15 protein-coding genes are annotated in these 17,629 nt (G+C 35.3%); 9 read left to right on the forward strand and 6 right to left on the reverse strand.

Annotated features, from left to right (window positions below; genetic code table 11):
• Window positions 1-131 precede the first annotated feature (131 nt).
• The 3 genes from ACM9HF_RS11990 to ACM9HF_RS12000 are packed head-to-tail and all read left to right on the forward strand — an operon-like array spanning window position 132 to window position 4,826.
• Window positions 132-2,645, forward strand: a complete 2,514-nt coding sequence (locus ACM9HF_RS11990; protein ID WP_473608486.1) for an efflux RND transporter permease subunit — start codon at window positions 132-134, stop codon at window positions 2,643-2,645.
• A 1-nt stretch (window position 2,646) separates the two neighbouring features.
• Window positions 2,647-3,474, forward strand: a complete 828-nt coding sequence (locus ACM9HF_RS11995; RefSeq protein ID WP_473608489.1) for an outer membrane lipoprotein-sorting protein — start codon at window positions 2,647-2,649, stop codon at window positions 3,472-3,474.
• Window positions 3,475-3,476: 2 nt separating this feature from the next.
• Complete coding sequence (locus ACM9HF_RS12000; protein WP_473608493.1) at window positions 3,477-4,826, forward strand: hypothetical protein; 1,350 nt, start codon at window positions 3,477-3,479, stop codon at window positions 4,824-4,826.
• A gap of 105 nt (window positions 4,827-4,931) precedes the next feature.
• Here the strand turns inward: ACM9HF_RS12000 and efp are convergent, their stop codons facing one another.
• Window positions 4,932-5,501 (reverse strand): elongation factor P, encoded by a 570-nt coding sequence (gene efp / locus ACM9HF_RS12005; RefSeq protein ID WP_076420143.1) that lies wholly within the window; start codon window positions 5,499-5,501, stop codon window positions 4,932-4,934.
• Window positions 5,502-5,828: 327 nt separating this feature from the next.
• Here efp and epmB point away from each other — a divergent pair, with 327 nt between their 5' ends.
• Together epmB and ACM9HF_RS12015 are read left to right on the forward strand one after the other, a co-directional pair.
• The gene (epmB, locus tag ACM9HF_RS12010) at window positions 5,829-6,824 is read left to right on the forward strand and encodes an EF-P beta-lysylation protein EpmB (protein WP_473618295.1); all 996 of its coding nucleotides are present in this window, start codon (window positions 5,829-5,831) and stop codon (window positions 6,822-6,824) included.
• Between the two features lie 85 nt (window positions 6,825-6,909).
• Complete coding sequence (locus ACM9HF_RS12015) at window positions 6,910-7,221, forward strand: hypothetical protein (RefSeq protein ID WP_473608497.1); 312 nt, start codon at window positions 6,910-6,912, stop codon at window positions 7,219-7,221.
• 181 nt (window positions 7,222-7,402) lie between these two features.
• Here ACM9HF_RS12015 and ACM9HF_RS12020 read toward each other — a convergent pair whose 3' ends face one another.
• The 3 genes from ACM9HF_RS12020 to ACM9HF_RS12030 all read right to left on the reverse strand — a co-directional run bounded on the left by ACM9HF_RS12020 (window position 7,403) and on the right by ACM9HF_RS12030 (window position 12,197).
• Entirely contained in the window at window positions 7,403-10,954 is a 3,552-nt protein-coding gene (locus ACM9HF_RS12020; protein WP_473608499.1) for an EAL domain-containing protein, read from the reverse strand.
• A gap of 165 nt (window positions 10,955-11,119) precedes the next feature.
• On the reverse strand, window positions 11,120-11,617 hold the full coding sequence (locus ACM9HF_RS12025) for a DUF3016 domain-containing protein (protein ID WP_473608503.1): 498 nt from the start codon (window positions 11,615-11,617) through the stop codon (window positions 11,120-11,122).
• A gap of 115 nt (window positions 11,618-11,732) precedes the next feature.
• On the reverse strand, window positions 11,733-12,197 hold the full coding sequence (locus ACM9HF_RS12030; RefSeq protein ID WP_473608507.1) for a hypothetical protein: 465 nt from the start codon (window positions 12,195-12,197) through the stop codon (window positions 11,733-11,735).
• A gap of 96 nt (window positions 12,198-12,293) precedes the next feature.
• Between ACM9HF_RS12030 and ACM9HF_RS12035 the strand changes: the two genes are divergently transcribed.
• From ACM9HF_RS12035 to ACM9HF_RS12045, 3 genes are all read left to right on the forward strand, one after another.
• Complete coding sequence (locus ACM9HF_RS12035) at window positions 12,294-12,899, forward strand: Crp/Fnr family transcriptional regulator (RefSeq protein WP_473608510.1); 606 nt, start codon at window positions 12,294-12,296, stop codon at window positions 12,897-12,899.
• A 77-nt stretch (window positions 12,900-12,976) separates the two neighbouring features.
• Window positions 12,977-13,432, forward strand: a complete 456-nt coding sequence (locus ACM9HF_RS12040; protein ID WP_473608514.1) for a DMT family transporter — start codon at window positions 12,977-12,979, stop codon at window positions 13,430-13,432.
• Between the two features lie 27 nt (window positions 13,433-13,459).
• On the forward strand, window positions 13,460-14,281 hold the full coding sequence (locus ACM9HF_RS12045) for an arylamine N-acetyltransferase family protein (protein ID WP_473608517.1): 822 nt from the start codon (window positions 13,460-13,462) through the stop codon (window positions 14,279-14,281).
• Between the two features lie 105 nt (window positions 14,282-14,386).
• Here the strand turns inward: ACM9HF_RS12045 and ACM9HF_RS12050 are convergent, their stop codons facing one another.
• Window positions 14,387-15,544: a benzoate/H(+) symporter BenE family transporter gene (locus tag ACM9HF_RS12050; protein WP_473608522.1), complete on the reverse strand. Its 1,158-nt coding sequence runs from the start codon at window positions 15,542-15,544 to the stop codon at window positions 14,387-14,389.
• A gap of 96 nt (window positions 15,545-15,640) precedes the next feature.
• Between ACM9HF_RS12050 and ACM9HF_RS12055 the strand changes: the two genes are divergently transcribed.
• The gene (locus tag ACM9HF_RS12055; RefSeq protein WP_473618296.1) at window positions 15,641-16,168 is read left to right on the forward strand and encodes a helix-turn-helix domain-containing protein; all 528 of its coding nucleotides are present in this window, start codon (window positions 15,641-15,643) and stop codon (window positions 16,166-16,168) included.
• A gap of 89 nt (window positions 16,169-16,257) precedes the next feature.
• On the opposite strand, the gene tyrS is transcribed toward ACM9HF_RS12055, so the two are convergent.
• A complete protein-coding gene (gene tyrS / locus ACM9HF_RS12060) occupies window positions 16,258-17,457 on the reverse strand; it encodes a tyrosine--tRNA ligase (protein WP_473608524.1) in 1,200 nt (399 codons plus the stop codon).
• Window positions 17,458-17,629: the final 172 nt, after the last annotated feature.

Below are 17,629 nucleotides of genomic sequence, written 5' to 3' on the forward strand. Positions count from 1 at the left end.
TACATTAGGAAGTGCTAATATAAAAGTACATTAGCATTTACTAATATACATAAAGGTCCATTTTGTTCTATTCCCGCGTTTTACAATTAGCCATAACTAAACCTAAATGGGTGTACTCTGTAGTAATAGCTATGGTCATTTTAAGCTTACTTATGATGCCAAGTTTGCAAATTGATACAGATCCTGAAAACATGTTGAGCAAAGAAGCTCCAGCACGCGTTTTCCATAATCAAACAAAAAGTAACTTCCTTATTAAAGATATGATTGTGGTGGGTATTGTCAGTAAAAGCAATATTTTCACCCCTGAATCGTTGCAAGTGGTAGACAAGTTAACTCACGAAATATTGAGTATCGACGGTGTAATAAAAGAAGATTTATTGTCGTTAAGTGTCGTAGACAATATTACGCAAGAAAGCTCCAACATAACCGATAGCTCAGCAAGCGTTATTCGTTTTGAATATTTAATGAAACAAGCGCCAGCTACATTACAAGCCAGTAAAAATATACAAGATGCTGTACAGCGTTTACCTATGCTGAAAAACACGCTGATATCTGGTGACAATAAAGCCATAGCAATTTATGTTCCTATCAAAGCAAAAGATTTAAGCTACCCTATCGCTGAAAAAATAAGAGCTTTTACTGCCACTTACACAACCGACTTAAATTTTCACATAACAGGCTTACCTATTGCCGAAGATCAATTTGGTTATGAAATGTTCGTACAAATGGGCGTAGCAGCACCGTTAGCGGGTTTAGCCATATTTGCTTTACTCTGGTACTTTTTCAGAAACATTCCTTTGATTATTGCCCCGATGATTGTCGCGATGGCAACTGTAATTATTATAATGGGCTCGCTTATTGGTTTTGGCTTTACTGTGCATATTATGTCTTCCATGATTGCCATATTTCTGATGCCTATTGCCGTTGTTGACTCGGTTCATATTCTCTCAGAATTTGCCGATCGCTTTAAAAAAGGAGATAACGCAAATGACGTAGTAGCCCAAGTAATGAGCCACTTATATACGCCTATGCTATTTACTTCGGTTACCTCAGCCGTAGGTTTTTACTCACTTATTTTAACGCCTATTCCACCGGTAAAAATATTTGGTGCTTTTATTGGTACAGGTATATTGCTGGCTTTTGTTTTAACCATTACCTTTATTCCTGCTTATATTTCTCGATTAAAACCCGAAACATTAGAAAAATTACAAGTGGCTATTATTCGCTTAGAAGCAAAAGGAACACTCTCTTCGTTTCTGACTAAATTAGGTGCTTTTTCAGTATCAAAAAGTAAATTTATTTTAGTCACTTTTGTCGCGTTATTTGCTGTAAGTATTCAAGGTATTACACGCATTGAAATTAACGACAATCCTGTCAATTGGTTTAAATCGGATCATGAAATACGTATTGCGGATAAAGTATTAAATGAACATTTTGCAGGTACCTACGACGCATGGTTAGTATTTACTAATACCAAAAAGACGTCAGAAAAGTCATACGAAAAATTTACACAAATACTCTCTACTATCTCAAATGAGTCTGACGAAGCAAAGGCTCTTCAACAATTTGTAAAACAATGGCACGACTCATCTCAACAACAAGCATTTTTCAGCCAAGAATTACTCATGTTAATAGACGACTTAAGTTTTTCTGTTGATGAAGCAGCTCAAAACAAAGTAGAACAATTAATTACGCTAACCGATGCAGAGTTCAATCAAAGTAAAGTGTTTTTAGATCCGAGTCTACTTGCATGGATGAGTACGTTACAAAACGAATTACTACAAACTGAACTCGTAGGAAAAGTAAATGGCTTAACGGATATTGTAAAAACAGTAAACCGAGAACTAAACTCGGGCGAAGCGAGCGACTTTGTTATTCCACAAAGCGCTAATGGTGTTGCTCAAACGTTATTACAATATCAATCATCTCATCGTCCACAAGACTTATGGCACTTTGTAACTAAAGACTATCAACAATCTTTATTATGGTTACAAATGACCAGCGGAGACAATCAACACACCACCAAAGTGGTTAATTGGGTTAAGCAATACATTGATAAAAACCCACTCCCAGCAGGCATCAATTATCAATGGGCAGGAAAGTCTTATCTCAATATAGTGTGGCAAGACGCCATGGTAAACGGCATGATCGACAGCTTAATTTCATCATTCGTGATTGTATTTTTAATGATGGTATTATTATTTAGATCCCTTAAATATGGTATTTTAGCCATGTTACCTCTTACCTTTACTATCACCATGATTTATGGGCTCATTGGCTGGACAGGTAAAGCGTACGATATGCCTATCGCCGTATTATCAGCACTTACCTTAGGGCTTTCTATCGACTTTGCTATTCACTTTTTACAAAGAGTTAGAGAGCTAGAAAAAGAAACGCAAAGTTTATCAGCCGCATTAACCTTGATGTTTAACGAACCCGCTAGAGCCATTTCGCGTAATGCAATTGTTATAGCCATAGGGTTTACTCCATTATTACTTTCGCCTTTAATGCCCTATATTACCGTTGGCGTGTTTTTAGCAAGTATTATGGCGCTATCAGCTTTAGTCACTTTAGTCTTATTACCCACATTAATGACGCTGTTTTCTTCTGAAAGCATTGCCATTAATAGCAAAAAGGATAATTAACATGAAACCATCTTATTCATTATTTTCATCTAAGGTTTTATTTACCCCGTTATTACTTTTATTCTCTTTCAGCTTGTATAGCGTAAGTACTAATGCCGCTGATGCTGAAATGGATGTGAATAACATTATTGCTAAGGCTAATAGTGTGTCGTATTACAACGCTGACGATGGTAAAGCTCAAGCTCGTATGATTATTGTAGACGCTCAAAGCAATAAACAAATGCGACAATTTACAATTTTACGTAAAGACCAAAAAGAGTTGGGCGATCAAAACATGTTGGTAATTTTTTCTCGGCCTACCGATGTAGAAGGTACCGTTTTTAGCGTGAATAAAAAAATTAATGACGACGACGATCGTTGGTTATATCTACCCGCATTAGACTTAGTTAAACGTATATCAGCAGGCGACAAACGAACGTCGTTTGTAGGCTCGCATTTTCTTTACGAAGATGTTTCAGGCAGAAACCCAAAAGAAGACACCTTTACGTTAGTGAAAACAACCGATAAGTATTATGTTATTAAGGCAATACCTAACGATCCAAACAGTGTTGAATTTGCCCATTATGAAATAAAAATAGATAAGACGACGTTTCTTCCCGTTGAAGTAAATTATTACAATAGTAACAACGAAAACACGCGTCGAATGGAAGTACTAAAAACAGAACTTATTGACGGTTTTACTACTGTGTTACATTCTAAAATCACACAACTATCGGATGGTAGTTACACCGAAATGCAATTTAGAAAAGTAGAGTACAATTTAGGCTTTCCTGATAGCATATTTTCAGAGCGTAGTTTACGTAACCCTCCTAAAGCATGGCTACAATAAGCATGTTAAAACATTTTAAATATTCTCGTTACGCCCGAAAACTACTGGGTTTGTTAATATTATGCTCCTACCCTCTTCACGCTGCACAAAACAGTACAGATGATTGGGCTGACGATGGTTGGGGCGATGATGAAGCCGTATCGCCATGGAAAATATCAGGCTTTATTGAGGGGGCTTATGGGCGTTTCACTCAAAACCAAACACAAATAAATACATTAAGTGAAAGCGAAAACCTTTATTCAAACTCGCGCTCCAATAGTCCTCTTGAAGAAGTAAGAGCAAGAATAAATGTTAATTATTCCACCTTACATTTCGATATAACCGCAAAAGGAGAGCTATTGTTTGATCAGGTACTTAACAAAAATAAGCTCTTAGTGCGTGAACTTAATATTCAAGCAAGCCCTTTCGATTTTCTTGATATAAAAATAGGTAAACAAGTCCTCACTTGGGGAACAGCCGACTACTTATTTATTAACGACTTATTTCCTAAAGATTGGCAGTCATTTTTTTCAGGGCGAGACGACGAGTACCTAAAAGCTCCGTCTAACAGTGTTAAAACCTCTTGGTTTATAAACGGCTATACCTTAGATGTTGTGTGGACTCCTGAATTTACCGAAGACAACTTTATTCGCGGTGAGCGTTTCTCATTTTATTCGCCGCAATTACAACAGCAAATTGCACCTGAGAATTTTACTTATCAAGAACCCAACGATGAACAATGGTTTACTCGCTTATCTACCACGCAACAAGGTGTTGAATATGCGCTATACGGCTACAAAGGAAGATGGACCACGCCTGAAGGAATAAACTCAAGTCAACTCCCCTACTTTCCTAAAATGAACTCAGTAGGCGCCAGCATTAGAGCACCTTTGTACAAAGGACTTTTTAACGCGGAAATTGTTAACTACAACAGCATAGAAAATACTGAAGCCTATCACTCAAACACGTACTTTGTCCCCCATAGCCAACAACGCTTTTTAATCGGTTACGAAACTGAATTAATAAAAAACGTAACGCTAAATACTCAATATTACGTAGAACACACTAAAAATTATGCACAGCTCGCTAGCTCGTATGCCTACCCCGAACAACTAAAAGACAGAAATAGGCAACTATTCACGGCAAGATTAACCATACGCGCCTTACAACAAACCTTGGTGTATTCTATTTTTACCTTTTATTCGCCTACCGATCACGACGGGTATTTAAAATCATCGATAAGTTACAGGCAAAACGACCATTGGTTATACAGTGTGGGAGCAAATGTGTTTTGGGGGAAAGAAGATTTTACTTTTTTTGGACAACATCAAAAAAATTCAAACATTTGGGCAAAGGTTAGGTATCAGTTTTAACTGATAATACCTAAGATAATACGGATCAATGATGATTAATATAACAGCCACAAACAAAAAAGCTCACATAACGTGAGCTTTCATATCTATTCTACACAACTTAGCTTATTTAGACGCTCTAGATACGTAATCACCTGTTCTTGTATCAACTTTTACTACTTCACCTATTTGAACAAATAAAGGTACACGAATAACAGCGCCAGTAGATAATGTAGCGGGTTTACCACCAGTACCTGCCGTATCACCTTTCAAACCAGGATCAGTTTCAGTAATTTCAAGCTCCACAAAATTAGGTGGTACTACCGAAATAGGCGAATTGTTCCATAATGTTATAGTACAAAGATCAGCTTCAACTAACCATTTAGTCGCATCGGCTACGGCTTTTTCGTCAGCAGCAACTTGCTCAAATGTTTCATTGTTCATGAAATGCCAAAACTCACCGTCTGTATATAAGTAAGCAAGTTCTATATCCATTACATCTGCGCCTTCTACTGAATCGCCAGATTTAAATGTTTTTTCAAGTACTTTACCTGAAACAAGTTTACGGATTTTTACACGGTTGAATGCTTGGCCTTTACCCGGTTTAACAATTTCGTTTTCAAGAATGTTACAAGGTTCGTCATCAAGCATGATTTTAAGACCAGCTTTAAATTGGTTTGTGCTGTAATTAGCCATGATAATTGTGCTCTATATGAATGCTGAGATTTTTAATGCTGCAAATAATACTCTTTATGGCACTCTTTTTCACGGCATTTTGCCTGCTTTTTAACTAATTGTTTTATTTAATGGGTTTTTACGGCTGCTCCCCCTGCAACGAGAGGCAAATTAATTAGCACCATTTTATTTCTTTCATCTAAGGCCTCGTTGCTTTGTGTAAAGCATAAGACTAAAATTAGCGCGCTAACTACAATCAAATCAAACAATAAACCACACCAACAAGGGCAAGCTATTTTGTCGCGAATAAATACTCAAGTAAGCAGTCTAGCTAATACTGAAATTAATATGACAGATACCACGCCTAACACTTGGCAAAAAGAATTAGCCAATGTAGTAACTGATCCGAAAGAGCTACTTGAGCTGCTAGATATTGACCCAAATAACTACCTTCAACATTTTAAAGCAAGGCAGTTATTTCCCGTTAGAGTACCGCGCCCTTTTATTAAAAAAATGAAAAAAGGCGATATTAACGATCCCCTATTAAAGCAAGTAATGCCATTACATAGTGAATTTGTGATCACAGATGGTTTTACGACAGACCCCCTTGAAGAACACGACACAGTTGCAAAAGGCTTATTGCACAAATACAAACATAGAGTGTTAATGATTGTAAAAGCAGGCTGTGCCATTAATTGTAGATATTGTTTTAGACGGCATTTTCCTTACCAAGACAACAGCCCAAGTAAAGCTGACTGGCAAGAGGCGCTCTCTTATATTGCTAAGCACGATGAAATTAACGAAGTTATATTTAGTGGCGGCGACCCTTTAATGGCTAATGACGACCATTTAGCTTGGTTAATAACACAAATAGAAGTAATACCTCATGTTTCTCGCCTTAGGATCCATACTCGCTTGCCTGTTGTTATACCGCAACGTATTACGTCAGCATTTGTGTCGCAATTACAAAATAGTCGTTTAAAAACAACCGTAGTGCTACACATTAATCACCCTAACGAAATAAACCAAGAACTTGCAGATGCATTAGAGCCTTTAAGAGCTGCACGTATTCCTTTGTTTAATCAAAGTGTTTTATTAAAAGCCATTAATGATGAAGCAAAGATATTAGCAAGTTTAAGTGAAAAACTTTTTGATACAGGTATTCAGCCTTATTACTTACACATGTTTGATAAAGTACAAGGTGTAGCGCACTTTGAAGTAGAAGAACAAACGGCCATTAATATTGTTAACGAAACTATGGCAATATTACCGGGATTTTTAATGCCTAAATTAGTAAGAGAAATTGCTGGCGAAGCTAACAAAACCCCTATTAATTTGACATAATAGCCGCAAAATATATGCACATTGTCCAAATCAGCTAACGATATGAGTTTGCGGTTTGGCTATCTAAATAAAAGAGCTTTAATTTATGACCAACGCTGTAAACCAACAATTACTTGATAATATTTCACTTGTGTTAAAAAAATCGTTAGCGGCAGATGCTACCTTAGCGGATTTAAGAGAAAAGAAACAAGCGGGCTTTGAAGCTGTATTTAAAAAAGAAGCGGGCTTTAAATCTAGCGCTAATACTTTTCAACCTTATGTTGAAGAGTTAGCCGATGATTTTATGTTGTGGCAAAAAAATAACGACCAAACCTTATTAATTAGTATTGTTAAAAAAATAGAGCAGTTATTTATTGTATTAGGAAATTTTGAACAAGCACACCAACAAACCCATTAATAAAGAAGAGCTCTTTTAGAGTTTACCATACCATTTCAATACACGAGTTATATACCCGTTACCAATCAAGAGGCTATTTCAGAGCGCTTGAGTGATATGGGTAGAGCTATTTAAACTCTAACTTTTAATCTGAACAAAGTTCATAATCAAAAGCTCAATAGTCACTTCTATTTTTAACTGATTATTTTTCATTATTTTTTTGAATAAGAGCAGAGAAATGCTCAGTAGGCATAGGTCGCCCTAATAAATAACCTTGCCCATAATCACAATGATATTTATGTAAAAAATCTAGTTGTGCTTCTGTTTCTATACCTTCAGCAACAACCTTAATGCTTAATTTTTTAGCCATTAATAATATTGTTTCTATTAATGTTTCTGCGGAAGGTTCTTTACCAATAGCATCTACAAAGCTACGATCTATTTTAATAATATCTACAGGAAATTTAATTAAATAACTCAATGAAGAATAACCTGTACCAAAGTCGTCAATCGCAATTTTTATTCCATACCCTTTTAATATATTTAATACATTAAGGGCTTTGTCGGAATCATTTGTTAATAAGCGCTCTGTTATTTCGATAGTAATATCTAATTGTTGACTTAACTGGTGAATAGAAGCCATCCAACTATCTAGCGCTTTATCTTTAGTATGGAAAATTCGAGGAGAGATGTTAATTGTCAATCCAACATTATGACCTTGTTGATTAATAGTAATAAGTTCTCGAGCTGAATATTCTAACATTGCAAGATCAAGTTTATTAATCAAGCCTGACTCTTCTGCTAGATCTATAAATTCAGACGGGGATATGAAAGTACCATCACTTTGCTGCCATCTTGCTAACGACTCACATTTACACACATGATTTGTTTGCAAATCGATTATAGGCTGGAAGTAAGGTTTTATTTCTTTCTCTTCTATAGCAATAATAAGATCATTCAGTAAATTATGACGGTATTCTGACTTAACTTGCATTTCTCTAGTGTAAAATTGACAACCATTTCTTCCACTATTTTTAACTTCATACATGGCCTGATCTGCTTTTTGAATCAAAGCATCTGCACTAGTCGTATCATCTGGATATAAAGCTATACCAATACTTGCACTACAGTGTAGTAATTTGTCATCAAGCTCATAACTTTGCTGCATGGCTTCATGTATTTTATCACTAACCTTCAATGCATCAGAATACAAATGAATATCAGCGAGAATAACACCAAATTCATCACCACTTAAACGCGATACCGTATCGTAATTACGCACACAATGACTAATACGTTCTGCAGCTGCAACTAATAATTTATCTCCCATTTGATGACCATGATTATCATTAATCGGTTTAAATCTATCTAAATCAATAAAGAGTACGGCAACTTTATTATCTTTTCTTTTTGCAGTTTCCATCGCATTAACCAAACGATCGTTAAATAAAATACGATTAGGTAAATTAGTTAAAGCATCATATGTTGCTTGGCGTTCTATAAGTTTAGCACTGAGTACTTTATCAGTTACATCTTGCATAGTTCCTGTTACTACACTTTCACCTTCTTCCTCTGACACGCTCACAATAACCCTAAGCCAAATCTTAGCGCCTTTGACTTGGTTTAATTGTAAATCAAGTTCAAAAGATTCATTTGAAAGCCCAGCTTGTTCTATTTTATCTTTCCATACATTAAAAGCTTCAGCATCAAAGAAACCGGCAATATCGTCCAAACTTCTTGGACAATAGTCTAATGGCTTACCTAATAAACTAGACGATTGTTTAGACCATTCTAAAAACATTAAATGTTTATCTAACTTCCAGCCACCAATTTTTGCAACTTGACCAACATTCTCAAGTAGTTGTTGATTCGTTAAAATTGTCGTTTGAAGATGATGTTTTTCTTTTTGTTGACGTATACGAACTATGGAAAAAATACAAATAATTAAGGCAGATATAACCAATACCATTCTAAATATAGTAACGTTGGTTGCGCCATGCCCTATCATTTCATTCGGTGTTGCTGCTAAGTGCCAAGTACCAGCACCAACATTAATTGCCGTTTGAATAACATCAGGATCATTAAACGTGGCTTCGTCACCAAAAAATACAGGGCCATATTTACCATTAGTATCAAAACTACGTATCGCTAAATTAAAATGTTTTACGCTGGCTAATATACCTGACTGCATATACAACTTATCAGCATCAAGTGGCGCTGAAATAATTCCCCATAATCTTCTATTCTCACCATTTCCGGTATAAATAGGCGCTCGTCCAATAAATGCGGTACCACCTCTAACTAATTGAATTGGTCCTACAACCATTAATTGTCCTGTCTTTATAACTTTTAACACGGAATCTTTGAGTTCAGGAACTTTTAGATATTCGAGACCAATCACCTTGTCAACATCCTCTAAGGGATAAATATAGTTAACAACAAGGTCTTTAGCGGCCCCAATACTTACTAGCATGGGTTCTTTTCTATATATTTCTTGTGCGTAATTACTAAAATCTTCATAGGTTAGATCTGGCTCTGCAGAGATATAAGCTGCAAAGCCACTAAGCATTGATAAATTGGTTTGTAATTCGCCTTCCACTTTGGCGCTAATAGAACTGAGTTGACGGAACAAATTAAGCTTAGTGTGCTGCTTATGCTCATTCTCTAACACTTTGACAATTTGTATATCAATAATATAAGACAATAATAAAATACATATAATATTAAATATAATGTTTTGTTTATGCCAAGAAATGTAAGTTGCTACTAACAAAATGATGAGTAGAACAAACATCCAGATATTGGTTGATAAGTTATTTTTTTTATCTTGTGAATCGAAAAAAAACTCCTCTTTCACAAGATAAGAATGCACGAGACCCAATTCGCGCATTTTATCATTCATGGTAATCCAACGATTTGGATCTGTATCACCAATCTTTTGTTGCGGGTAGTTAATTAAATCATCAATTAAGTTGGCATAGGCCATATTATATTTGTAGTTATCTGCATAGTTGAAAACATATCTAGGCAGTTTATCCGTAATTTTTTTAGCTATTTCTTCTTTATGCTGCAGTGCATAATGCCAACCTTTGATTGAAGCTGAAACAAAGTTAGCAACAAGCTCAGGATCCCGTTGTATGAGTTGTTGTGAGGTAAATAATGTATCTCCATAGAAATTAATTCCAAAGTCGGCAGGATCTAATTTATTAAGCTTTACCCCCCTTTCCTCAGCTTCATACGTGGCAGAAATATCGTAAGTAACAATAGCATCAACTTCATTTTTTATTAAAGCATCAACGGTATTGTCTGAATGAACAAAATTGATTTTTTCAAGATCAAATCCTTGCGTCATAAAAACAGCTTCTATTTCTGCTTTAGTTGTTCCACTAACGGGAATTCCTATGCGTAATTTTGCTAATTGTGAAAGGTTATCAATAGATGTGTCTGTTAAGGAAAATATAGCGGTTTGGCTTCGTTGAAAAAAAGAAGCTAACACAACTAAATCTAACCCCTTATCTTTTGAGGTTAAAATATCTAATCCACCAACAGCAAAATGGGCATTGCCGTTTTGTATTTCGTCTACCGGAAAAACTAAGGTGCCATCAGGGCGACTAATAGGGCGGATATCTACATCAATATCAAGGTCTTTGTAATATCCTTGCCAGAGTGCGGCATAATAGCCTGCAAACTGAAATTCGTGTTCCCATTTAAGTTGTAACACAACTTTATCTGCGCAAAATGCTTTTGAAACCATGCAACAGACAATAATAATTCCAAAAAATATTTTTTGCATTGAAGAAATTAAGTCATTTGGTATTTTGATTAAGCCTAGCAGAGTTTAGCTTTATTTTCTTTATAGCTGTTTTAAATATCTTAAATTAATCGACTAAAAATTCGTTGCGAATAATATTTAATCACTTTAAGATTTATCCATAAATGTATCTGCAAACCACTTATCTAGCATGACCTTTTCATAGCTCAGGCTTTTATTTTGATAACGCGAAAAAGATCCCATAAATACCATGTCTTTTAAATTAATTTCTCCTGACTGAGCAACCGACTTATCAGCATTCACTAATTGATACGAAAACTCTATACGAGGAAAATATATATCACGAATTACGCGAATTCTGTCCATGGTATCAAAACGCACGTCGCCAGCTAGATCAACATCTATTACTTTGATTTTAAGTATTTGTCCTTCTGGTAATTTTTCAGTCAATTTAGCAAAATGCTTTTCAAAGCTATTAAATATTCTTGCTTCAAATCGTGATTGACTTTCTGAACCTGCACGTATATCAGTATATTTATCTGGATTTTCCCATATAACTTCTGATTCACCTGCTGCAACATTCCATGTAATAACAAGCAATAAAAATGTTGCTACAGACACATTTAATACATTGGATATTTTCATATTGCCTCCTATTTTATTAATTTATAAATATACAGCATGTCTTATTTTGGCTACGAATCGAATCATAACTTTGTTAATATTTGTTACGAATAATATTTTAAGAAGATACAACCTACTACAGCTCACCTTCTATTTGACATATATTTTGTTTACACACGCTGTTTACGTTTTGATTGAACGAAGCACACACATTGCTATTATCAATGCCCTTGCCTTTTTCTTTTTTTAAAGCTTTTTTCACTAAAGAAGCACCTATAGTATTTACAGCAACAAAACAATTAAGATCCGGTTCTTTAGTATTCACTAAAACACATTGCTGTGATGTTGCACAGGTGAGATTTTTGATAATAACGCTTTTAAAATAATTAAGTTTATTTTCTTGTTCTTGCTGCTTATCAACCAAAGTTAATATTGCTTTAGAGGTGTTTTTATCAGAAGAGTTCAATTGTTTTTGTTGATCTAACTTTTGCTTTAATGCTGTAGTCGCTACTTCATTTTCCTTTAGCAAATATCCTAGACTTAATAAAACAATAACAAAGCCTAAACATACGATACCCATAACCGTTAACCATTTGTACATAATGTTCTCCTTTTTCAAAAAACAGATTATGGCGTAAATAATAATTTAAACTTATACAAATAAGAAATTTTTCAATAAGGTTGATACAATTATTTTATGATAAACAATGCCATTAAAAACCAAGCCTTTTTAGCTTTAAAAGCAACCATAAATGCTTATTATCCACTGTCTGATTCAACGTGGAATACATTCATTAAATTTTGCGAGTATAAAAGCATAGAGAAAAATGAAGCTTTATACCCAAGTGGACAAGTACCCCAGTCTTTCGCTTTTGTATATCAAGGTCTTTTTCGGGCTTTTAATATGGACAATAAGGGAAACGAATACAATAAAACCTTTTTTTATGAAAGGTGTTTTCCAGGTTCAATGACAGCTTTACTCACTGATTCTCCAACGACTATTACTATTGAGGCATTAGAACCTTCAATTATTATTACCATTAATTTTAAACAATACCGTCAACTACTATTAACCAGTGAAGACTTAAAATTATTCCAAATTTATTATTTAGAAAAAAACTGGCTATTAACAAAAGATGCGCGTGAAAACGAGATAATTCAAGAAGACGCGACCCAGCGTTATCAAAAGTTTTTACAAGAGTTTCCTGAACTAAGTCAACGATTAGCTCAATATCATATTGCGTCACACTTAGGTATTACACCAACACAGCTGAGTAGAATTCGAAAAAGTAATAAAACCTAAATTATCAACCTATGTAAATGCCTTAAAAAAATAACCAAGATAAAATCTAGTCACCTTACATAGCCACCTTAAACACAATGAATAACTTATTATTAATTGCAGCACTCGCTATTTTAGCAGGTGCGGCAATTGCGCTTCAATCAGCGTTAAATACACAATTGGGTATGCTATTAAACAGTCCGTTAATGGCGAGTAGTATTGCTTTTATACTAAGTGGGATATTTTCTTTTTCAACTTTATTATTATTAAACAACCCGTCAATATCATTCACAAATGCAGAAACAGTTCCTTTATATTTATGGTTTACAGGGAGTATATTTAGTGCTTTTGGCGTGAGTATGTTTTTTTATTTAGCTCCCAAAATAGGGCTTGGTTCTTTAATGTCGTACGCCTTAGGAGGGCAAATAGTTATGGCTATAATCATTAGTCATTTTGGCTGGTTTAATTTACCTATTAAGCCTTTATCAACCATAAAGGTTTTGGGTGTTATTACGCTAATTATGAGTATTACCATGATCAATTACGAACACTAACTTCTTATAAATAAAAACAGGTTCATCATGTCATTTAATAAAAACACCAAAACTTACCTCGAAGAATTAGAGCTAACTTTTGATAAACCCGATCTCAACTTTTTAAATAAACTACAAAGCGCTCATGTCGCTAAATATAGCTTTAATAATCTCGCGGTATTGTTAGGCCAAAACATAAAAATAGACAGCAAGAGTGTCTTTAACAAAATAGTCACTGAAGGCCGAGGTGGTTACTGTTTTGAACACAACAAACTGGTGTATGACACGCTGCAAGATCTCGGTTACAACGTACGTCTATTATTAGCAAAAGTTGTAAGTGACGTGGAACAAGAAGCACCAAGAACTCATCGTATAACCTTAGTTAACCTAAAAGGTGAACACTATATTGTAGATGCCGGTTTTGGTCCTTTTGGCTCGACTTATCCTATCAAACTGTCGTTAGATGAAGTGCAATCTCAAGGTTTTTATCATTACCGTGTTCAACAAGCTAAAACTAACGAATATAGCTTTGAAATAGAAAAAGAAGAGGGATTTTCCACCCTTTACTGTTTTAACTTAAATGAATATACCGAGGCAGATTGTAAAGTAAGCAACTTCTATTCATACCAATACCCTGAAGCAGTATTTGTGAATAACTTAGTGGTGTGTAACAAACTTGAAAAAGACATCCATTCATTACGTAACGGCCTATTTTTTCATATTACAAAAAGTGAAAAAGTAGAGGTTAAAATAACAAGCCCGTCTCTTTTGCAAAAAACGTTACTCAAATACTTCGCTTTAAATTTAACGATTGATGATTGCTCTTATTTGTTTAAAAAGTATATACAGGTATATACCGATGCCACTTAAAAGTGTTAGTTATAATACGTTTGAGCGGATCATGGCTAGTTTATAAAAGTCGTAAATAATAAAATGCTAAGAAGACAGTATTAGCCACTTTAGATGACACACATTTTATTGTCGCTCTCTCATAATAAACAAGGTAAGTATTCCTGCAATGAGTCCCCACAATACAGAGCTAATACCTAACATCATGAGATCTGACGCGGTAACAAGGAAGGTGATCATAGACGCTTCAACATACTTAGTGTCAGATAGAGATTGCTGAATACTATTCGATATGGTGGTAAATAATGCAATTCCTGCTAAAGCAAAAATTAATGACGAAGGAAATGTAGAAAAAACACCAATTAAATATCCTGAAAAAATCCCCATCAAAATATGAAAAACACCGCCAGCCATAGCTGCCCAATAACGCTTTTGCGGATCTTTATCTATTTCTTCGGTCATACAAATAGCCGCAGTTATCGCCGCTAAATTTAACGCATAACCACCAAAAGGTGCAGTGACTAAATTAGTCGCTCCCGTTACCGTTAGTGTTGCTGAAACTGGTGCTTTATAACCGTGCGCTTTTAACACGGCAATACCCGGTAAATTTTGTGCAGCCATGGTAACAATAAATAAAGGAATACCCACACTTAGTATGCCTTCCATAGATAATTGAGGAGCAGTATAAGAAAATTCAGCTACTGTAAATTGTGTATGACTTGGCAATATTAACCCTGTTTGCCACGCAACCAATACACCTACCGCTAAAACAAATATCATTGAATATTTTGGAAAAAAGCGTTTACTAACAAGGTATACCATAAACATAGAAAAAATAAGAAAAGGCGCTTCGTTCATATGATTAAACACACCAATACCAAAGTTAACTAGCACGCCAGCCAGCATAGCCGTTGCGAGTTGAAAAGGAATTTTATTCATTAACTTTTCAAACCAACCGGTAACACCGCAAAGTAAAATAAGTACCGCTGAAAACATAAAGCCAGCTATAGCCTCATTAATACTAACACCTTGGGCATTACTAATGAGTAATGCAGCCCCTGGAGTTGACCAAGCAATAAGAATAGGAATACGGTAAAAAAAGGATAACCCTATTGAAGTGATACCCAATGAAAGCCCCAACACCAGCAGCCAACTCGCAGCAAGGTTAGCATCACCACCCAAATTAATAACCGTTTGGTAAATGAGAGCAATAGTGCTCGCAAAACCAATAAGTACAGCAACAAACCCTGCAATAACAGAATTTAATACTCGATTGACTAACAAAGTGCTGCCTCCCATAATAATATCTTTATGTATTGTTTATAACATTGTGCGCAATAGCGCACAAGGAGAATTAAGATCAGCCTTCCACATAACATTATCGGTCTTCAATTAAAGTCTGCACGAAGTAACAAAAGTTGGAGCCTAGACACTACCAGTAAACATACAGGTGTATCAAAGGCAATGCTAGGACAAATAGAACGCGGAGAGTCTAGCCCAACGGTAAGTAAATTGTGGGAAATAGCAAATGGTTTTGAGTTACCACTGACTTATTTTTTCGGTGAATTAGCCACAAACAATACCCTGCCTGAAAAGCTTATTACCGAACAAAGTATCGCTATTGCAACCTTGTTTCCGTTTGATCCTAAAACCAAAAGTGAAATTTTTTTACTTACATTAGAACCCTTACATCAACATATGTCGGTACCGCATAATACAGGTGTAATAGAGCATCTCATCGTCATTGAAGGTGAAATGGAATATTGCATTAACAACCAATGGCATCATTTAAAACAAGGTGAGTTTGTTAAGTTTAATGCTGATGTAGAACATGGCTATCGTAACCTTTCGGATAAAAAAACCACTTTTCATAATATGATTTTTTATACGGGTGAAGAAAAATTTTAAGCAATATCGTTATAATCAGACACAAAAAAGCCAGTAAAATTACTGGCTTTAGTGGATAAGTTACTTACAGCTAAACGGTAAAATAGAGCTTATTTTACCGTAACTTTTGCAAACTTACGCTTACCTATTTGAAACACAGCACACGTGCCTACTTCAACGGCAAGTTTGTTATCTACAATTTTTTCACCGTCAATTTTTGCTGCGCCTTGTTTGATCATACGCATCGCTTCAGACGTACTTGCTGCTAACCCAGCGTCTTTAAATAAATTAGCGATAGCAATACTTCCATCTTCAGCCGTTACGTCTACTTCAGGAATTTCATCTGGCATTGCACCTTTTTGGAAACGATTAATAAACTCTTGATGAGCGGCTTCTGCTGCACTCTCATCATGAAAACGAGTGATTAATTCTTTCGCTAACGTAATTTTAATATCGCGAGGGTTAGTACCGTTTTCAATATCGGTTTTAAACGCTTCAATTTCAGCTATTGGCCTAAAGCTTAATAAATCAAAGTAACGCCACATGAGTACATCAGAAATAGACATAACTTTACCAAACATTTCTGTAGGGCTGTCTGTAATACCAATATAGTTATTTAATGATTTAGACATTTTTTGAACGCCGTCTAAACCTTCTAATAACGGCATCATTAATACAGTTTGCGGACGTTGCCCTTCAGACTTTTGTAATTCACGACCCATTAATAAATTGAATTTTTGATCAGTACCGCCTAATTCCACGTCAGATTCTAAAGCAACAGAATCCCAACCTTGTACTAACGGATACATAAATTCATGTATAGCTATTGCTTGGCCGCCAGCATAACGCTTTTTAAAATCGTCACGTTCCATCATGCGAGCAACAGTTTGACGAGAAGCCAGCTTTAACATACCAGCCGCACCTAACTTATCCATCCACGTAGAGTTAAAAGCTACGGTCGTTTTAGCAGGGTCTAAAATTTTAAACACTTGCTCTTTATACGTTTCAGCGTTTGATAACACATCTTCTTTCGTTAACGGCTTACGAGTAACATTTTTACCCGTTGGGTCGCCAATCATGCCAGTAAAGTCACCTATTAAAAAAATAACTTCGTGTCCAAGCTGTTGAAATTGACGCAACTTATTAATAAGAACCGTATGGCCTAAATGCAAATCTGGTGCTGTAGGATCAAAACCCGCTTTAATTTTTAAAGGTTTACCTTTCTTTAATTTTGCAAGTAATTCATCTTCTAGCAAGATTTCTTCTGCACCGCGTTTAATTTCGGCAAACGCTTGGCTGACATCAGTCATTAATGGCTCCAATTGGGATAATTTGTAAGATTTTATAGGCGAATTCTACTGCACTTTTTGCTTAGGATAAAACCCTATAGCTGTTGTATTTGCTTTTTTTTGTTATAGTTAGTAGTTCGCCAAAACATAAAACCTATACAATAGAAGTTAAACCATTGAATATCATAAAGAA

Origin of the sequence: Colwellia sp. RE-S-Sl-9, from assembly GCF_048296855.1 — a bacterium.
In the GTDB taxonomy this organism is placed as follows: Bacteria; Pseudomonadota; Gammaproteobacteria; order Enterobacterales; family Alteromonadaceae; genus Pseudocolwellia.

Coding starts and splice junctions, on each gene's coding strand:
- ACM9HF_RS12020 (WP_473608499.1), bottom strand. CDS start 10,954: ATGGTTTCAAAAGCATTTTGCGCAGATAAAGTTGTGTTACAACTTAAA.
- tyrS (WP_473608524.1), bottom strand. CDS start 17,457: ATGACTGATGTCAGCCAAGCGTTTGCCGAAATTAAACGCGGTGCAGAA.
- ACM9HF_RS12045 (WP_473608517.1), top strand. CDS start 13,460: ATGTCATTTAATAAAAACACCAAAACTTACCTCGAAGAATTAGAGCTA.
- ACM9HF_RS12025 (WP_473608503.1), bottom strand. CDS start 11,617: ATGAAAATATCCAATGTATTAAATGTGTCTGTAGCAACATTTTTATTG.
- ACM9HF_RS11995 (WP_473608489.1), top strand. CDS start 2,647: ATGAAACCATCTTATTCATTATTTTCATCTAAGGTTTTATTTACCCCG.
- efp (WP_076420143.1), bottom strand. CDS start 5,501: ATGGCTAATTACAGCACAAACCAATTTAAAGCTGGTCTTAAAATCATG.
- epmB (WP_473618295.1), top strand. CDS start 5,829: ATGACAGATACCACGCCTAACACTTGGCAAAAAGAATTAGCCAATGTA.
- ACM9HF_RS11990 (WP_473608486.1), top strand. CDS start 132: ATGGTCATTTTAAGCTTACTTATGATGCCAAGTTTGCAAATTGATACA.
- ACM9HF_RS12030 (WP_473608507.1), bottom strand. CDS start 12,197: ATGTACAAATGGTTAACGGTTATGGGTATCGTATGTTTAGGCTTTGTT.
- ACM9HF_RS12015 (WP_473608497.1), top strand. CDS start 6,910: ATGACCAACGCTGTAAACCAACAATTACTTGATAATATTTCACTTGTG.
- ACM9HF_RS12000 (WP_473608493.1), top strand. CDS start 3,477: ATGTTAAAACATTTTAAATATTCTCGTTACGCCCGAAAACTACTGGGT.
- ACM9HF_RS12035 (WP_473608510.1), top strand. CDS start 12,294: ATGATAAACAATGCCATTAAAAACCAAGCCTTTTTAGCTTTAAAAGCA.
- ACM9HF_RS12040 (WP_473608514.1), top strand. CDS start 12,977: ATGAATAACTTATTATTAATTGCAGCACTCGCTATTTTAGCAGGTGCG.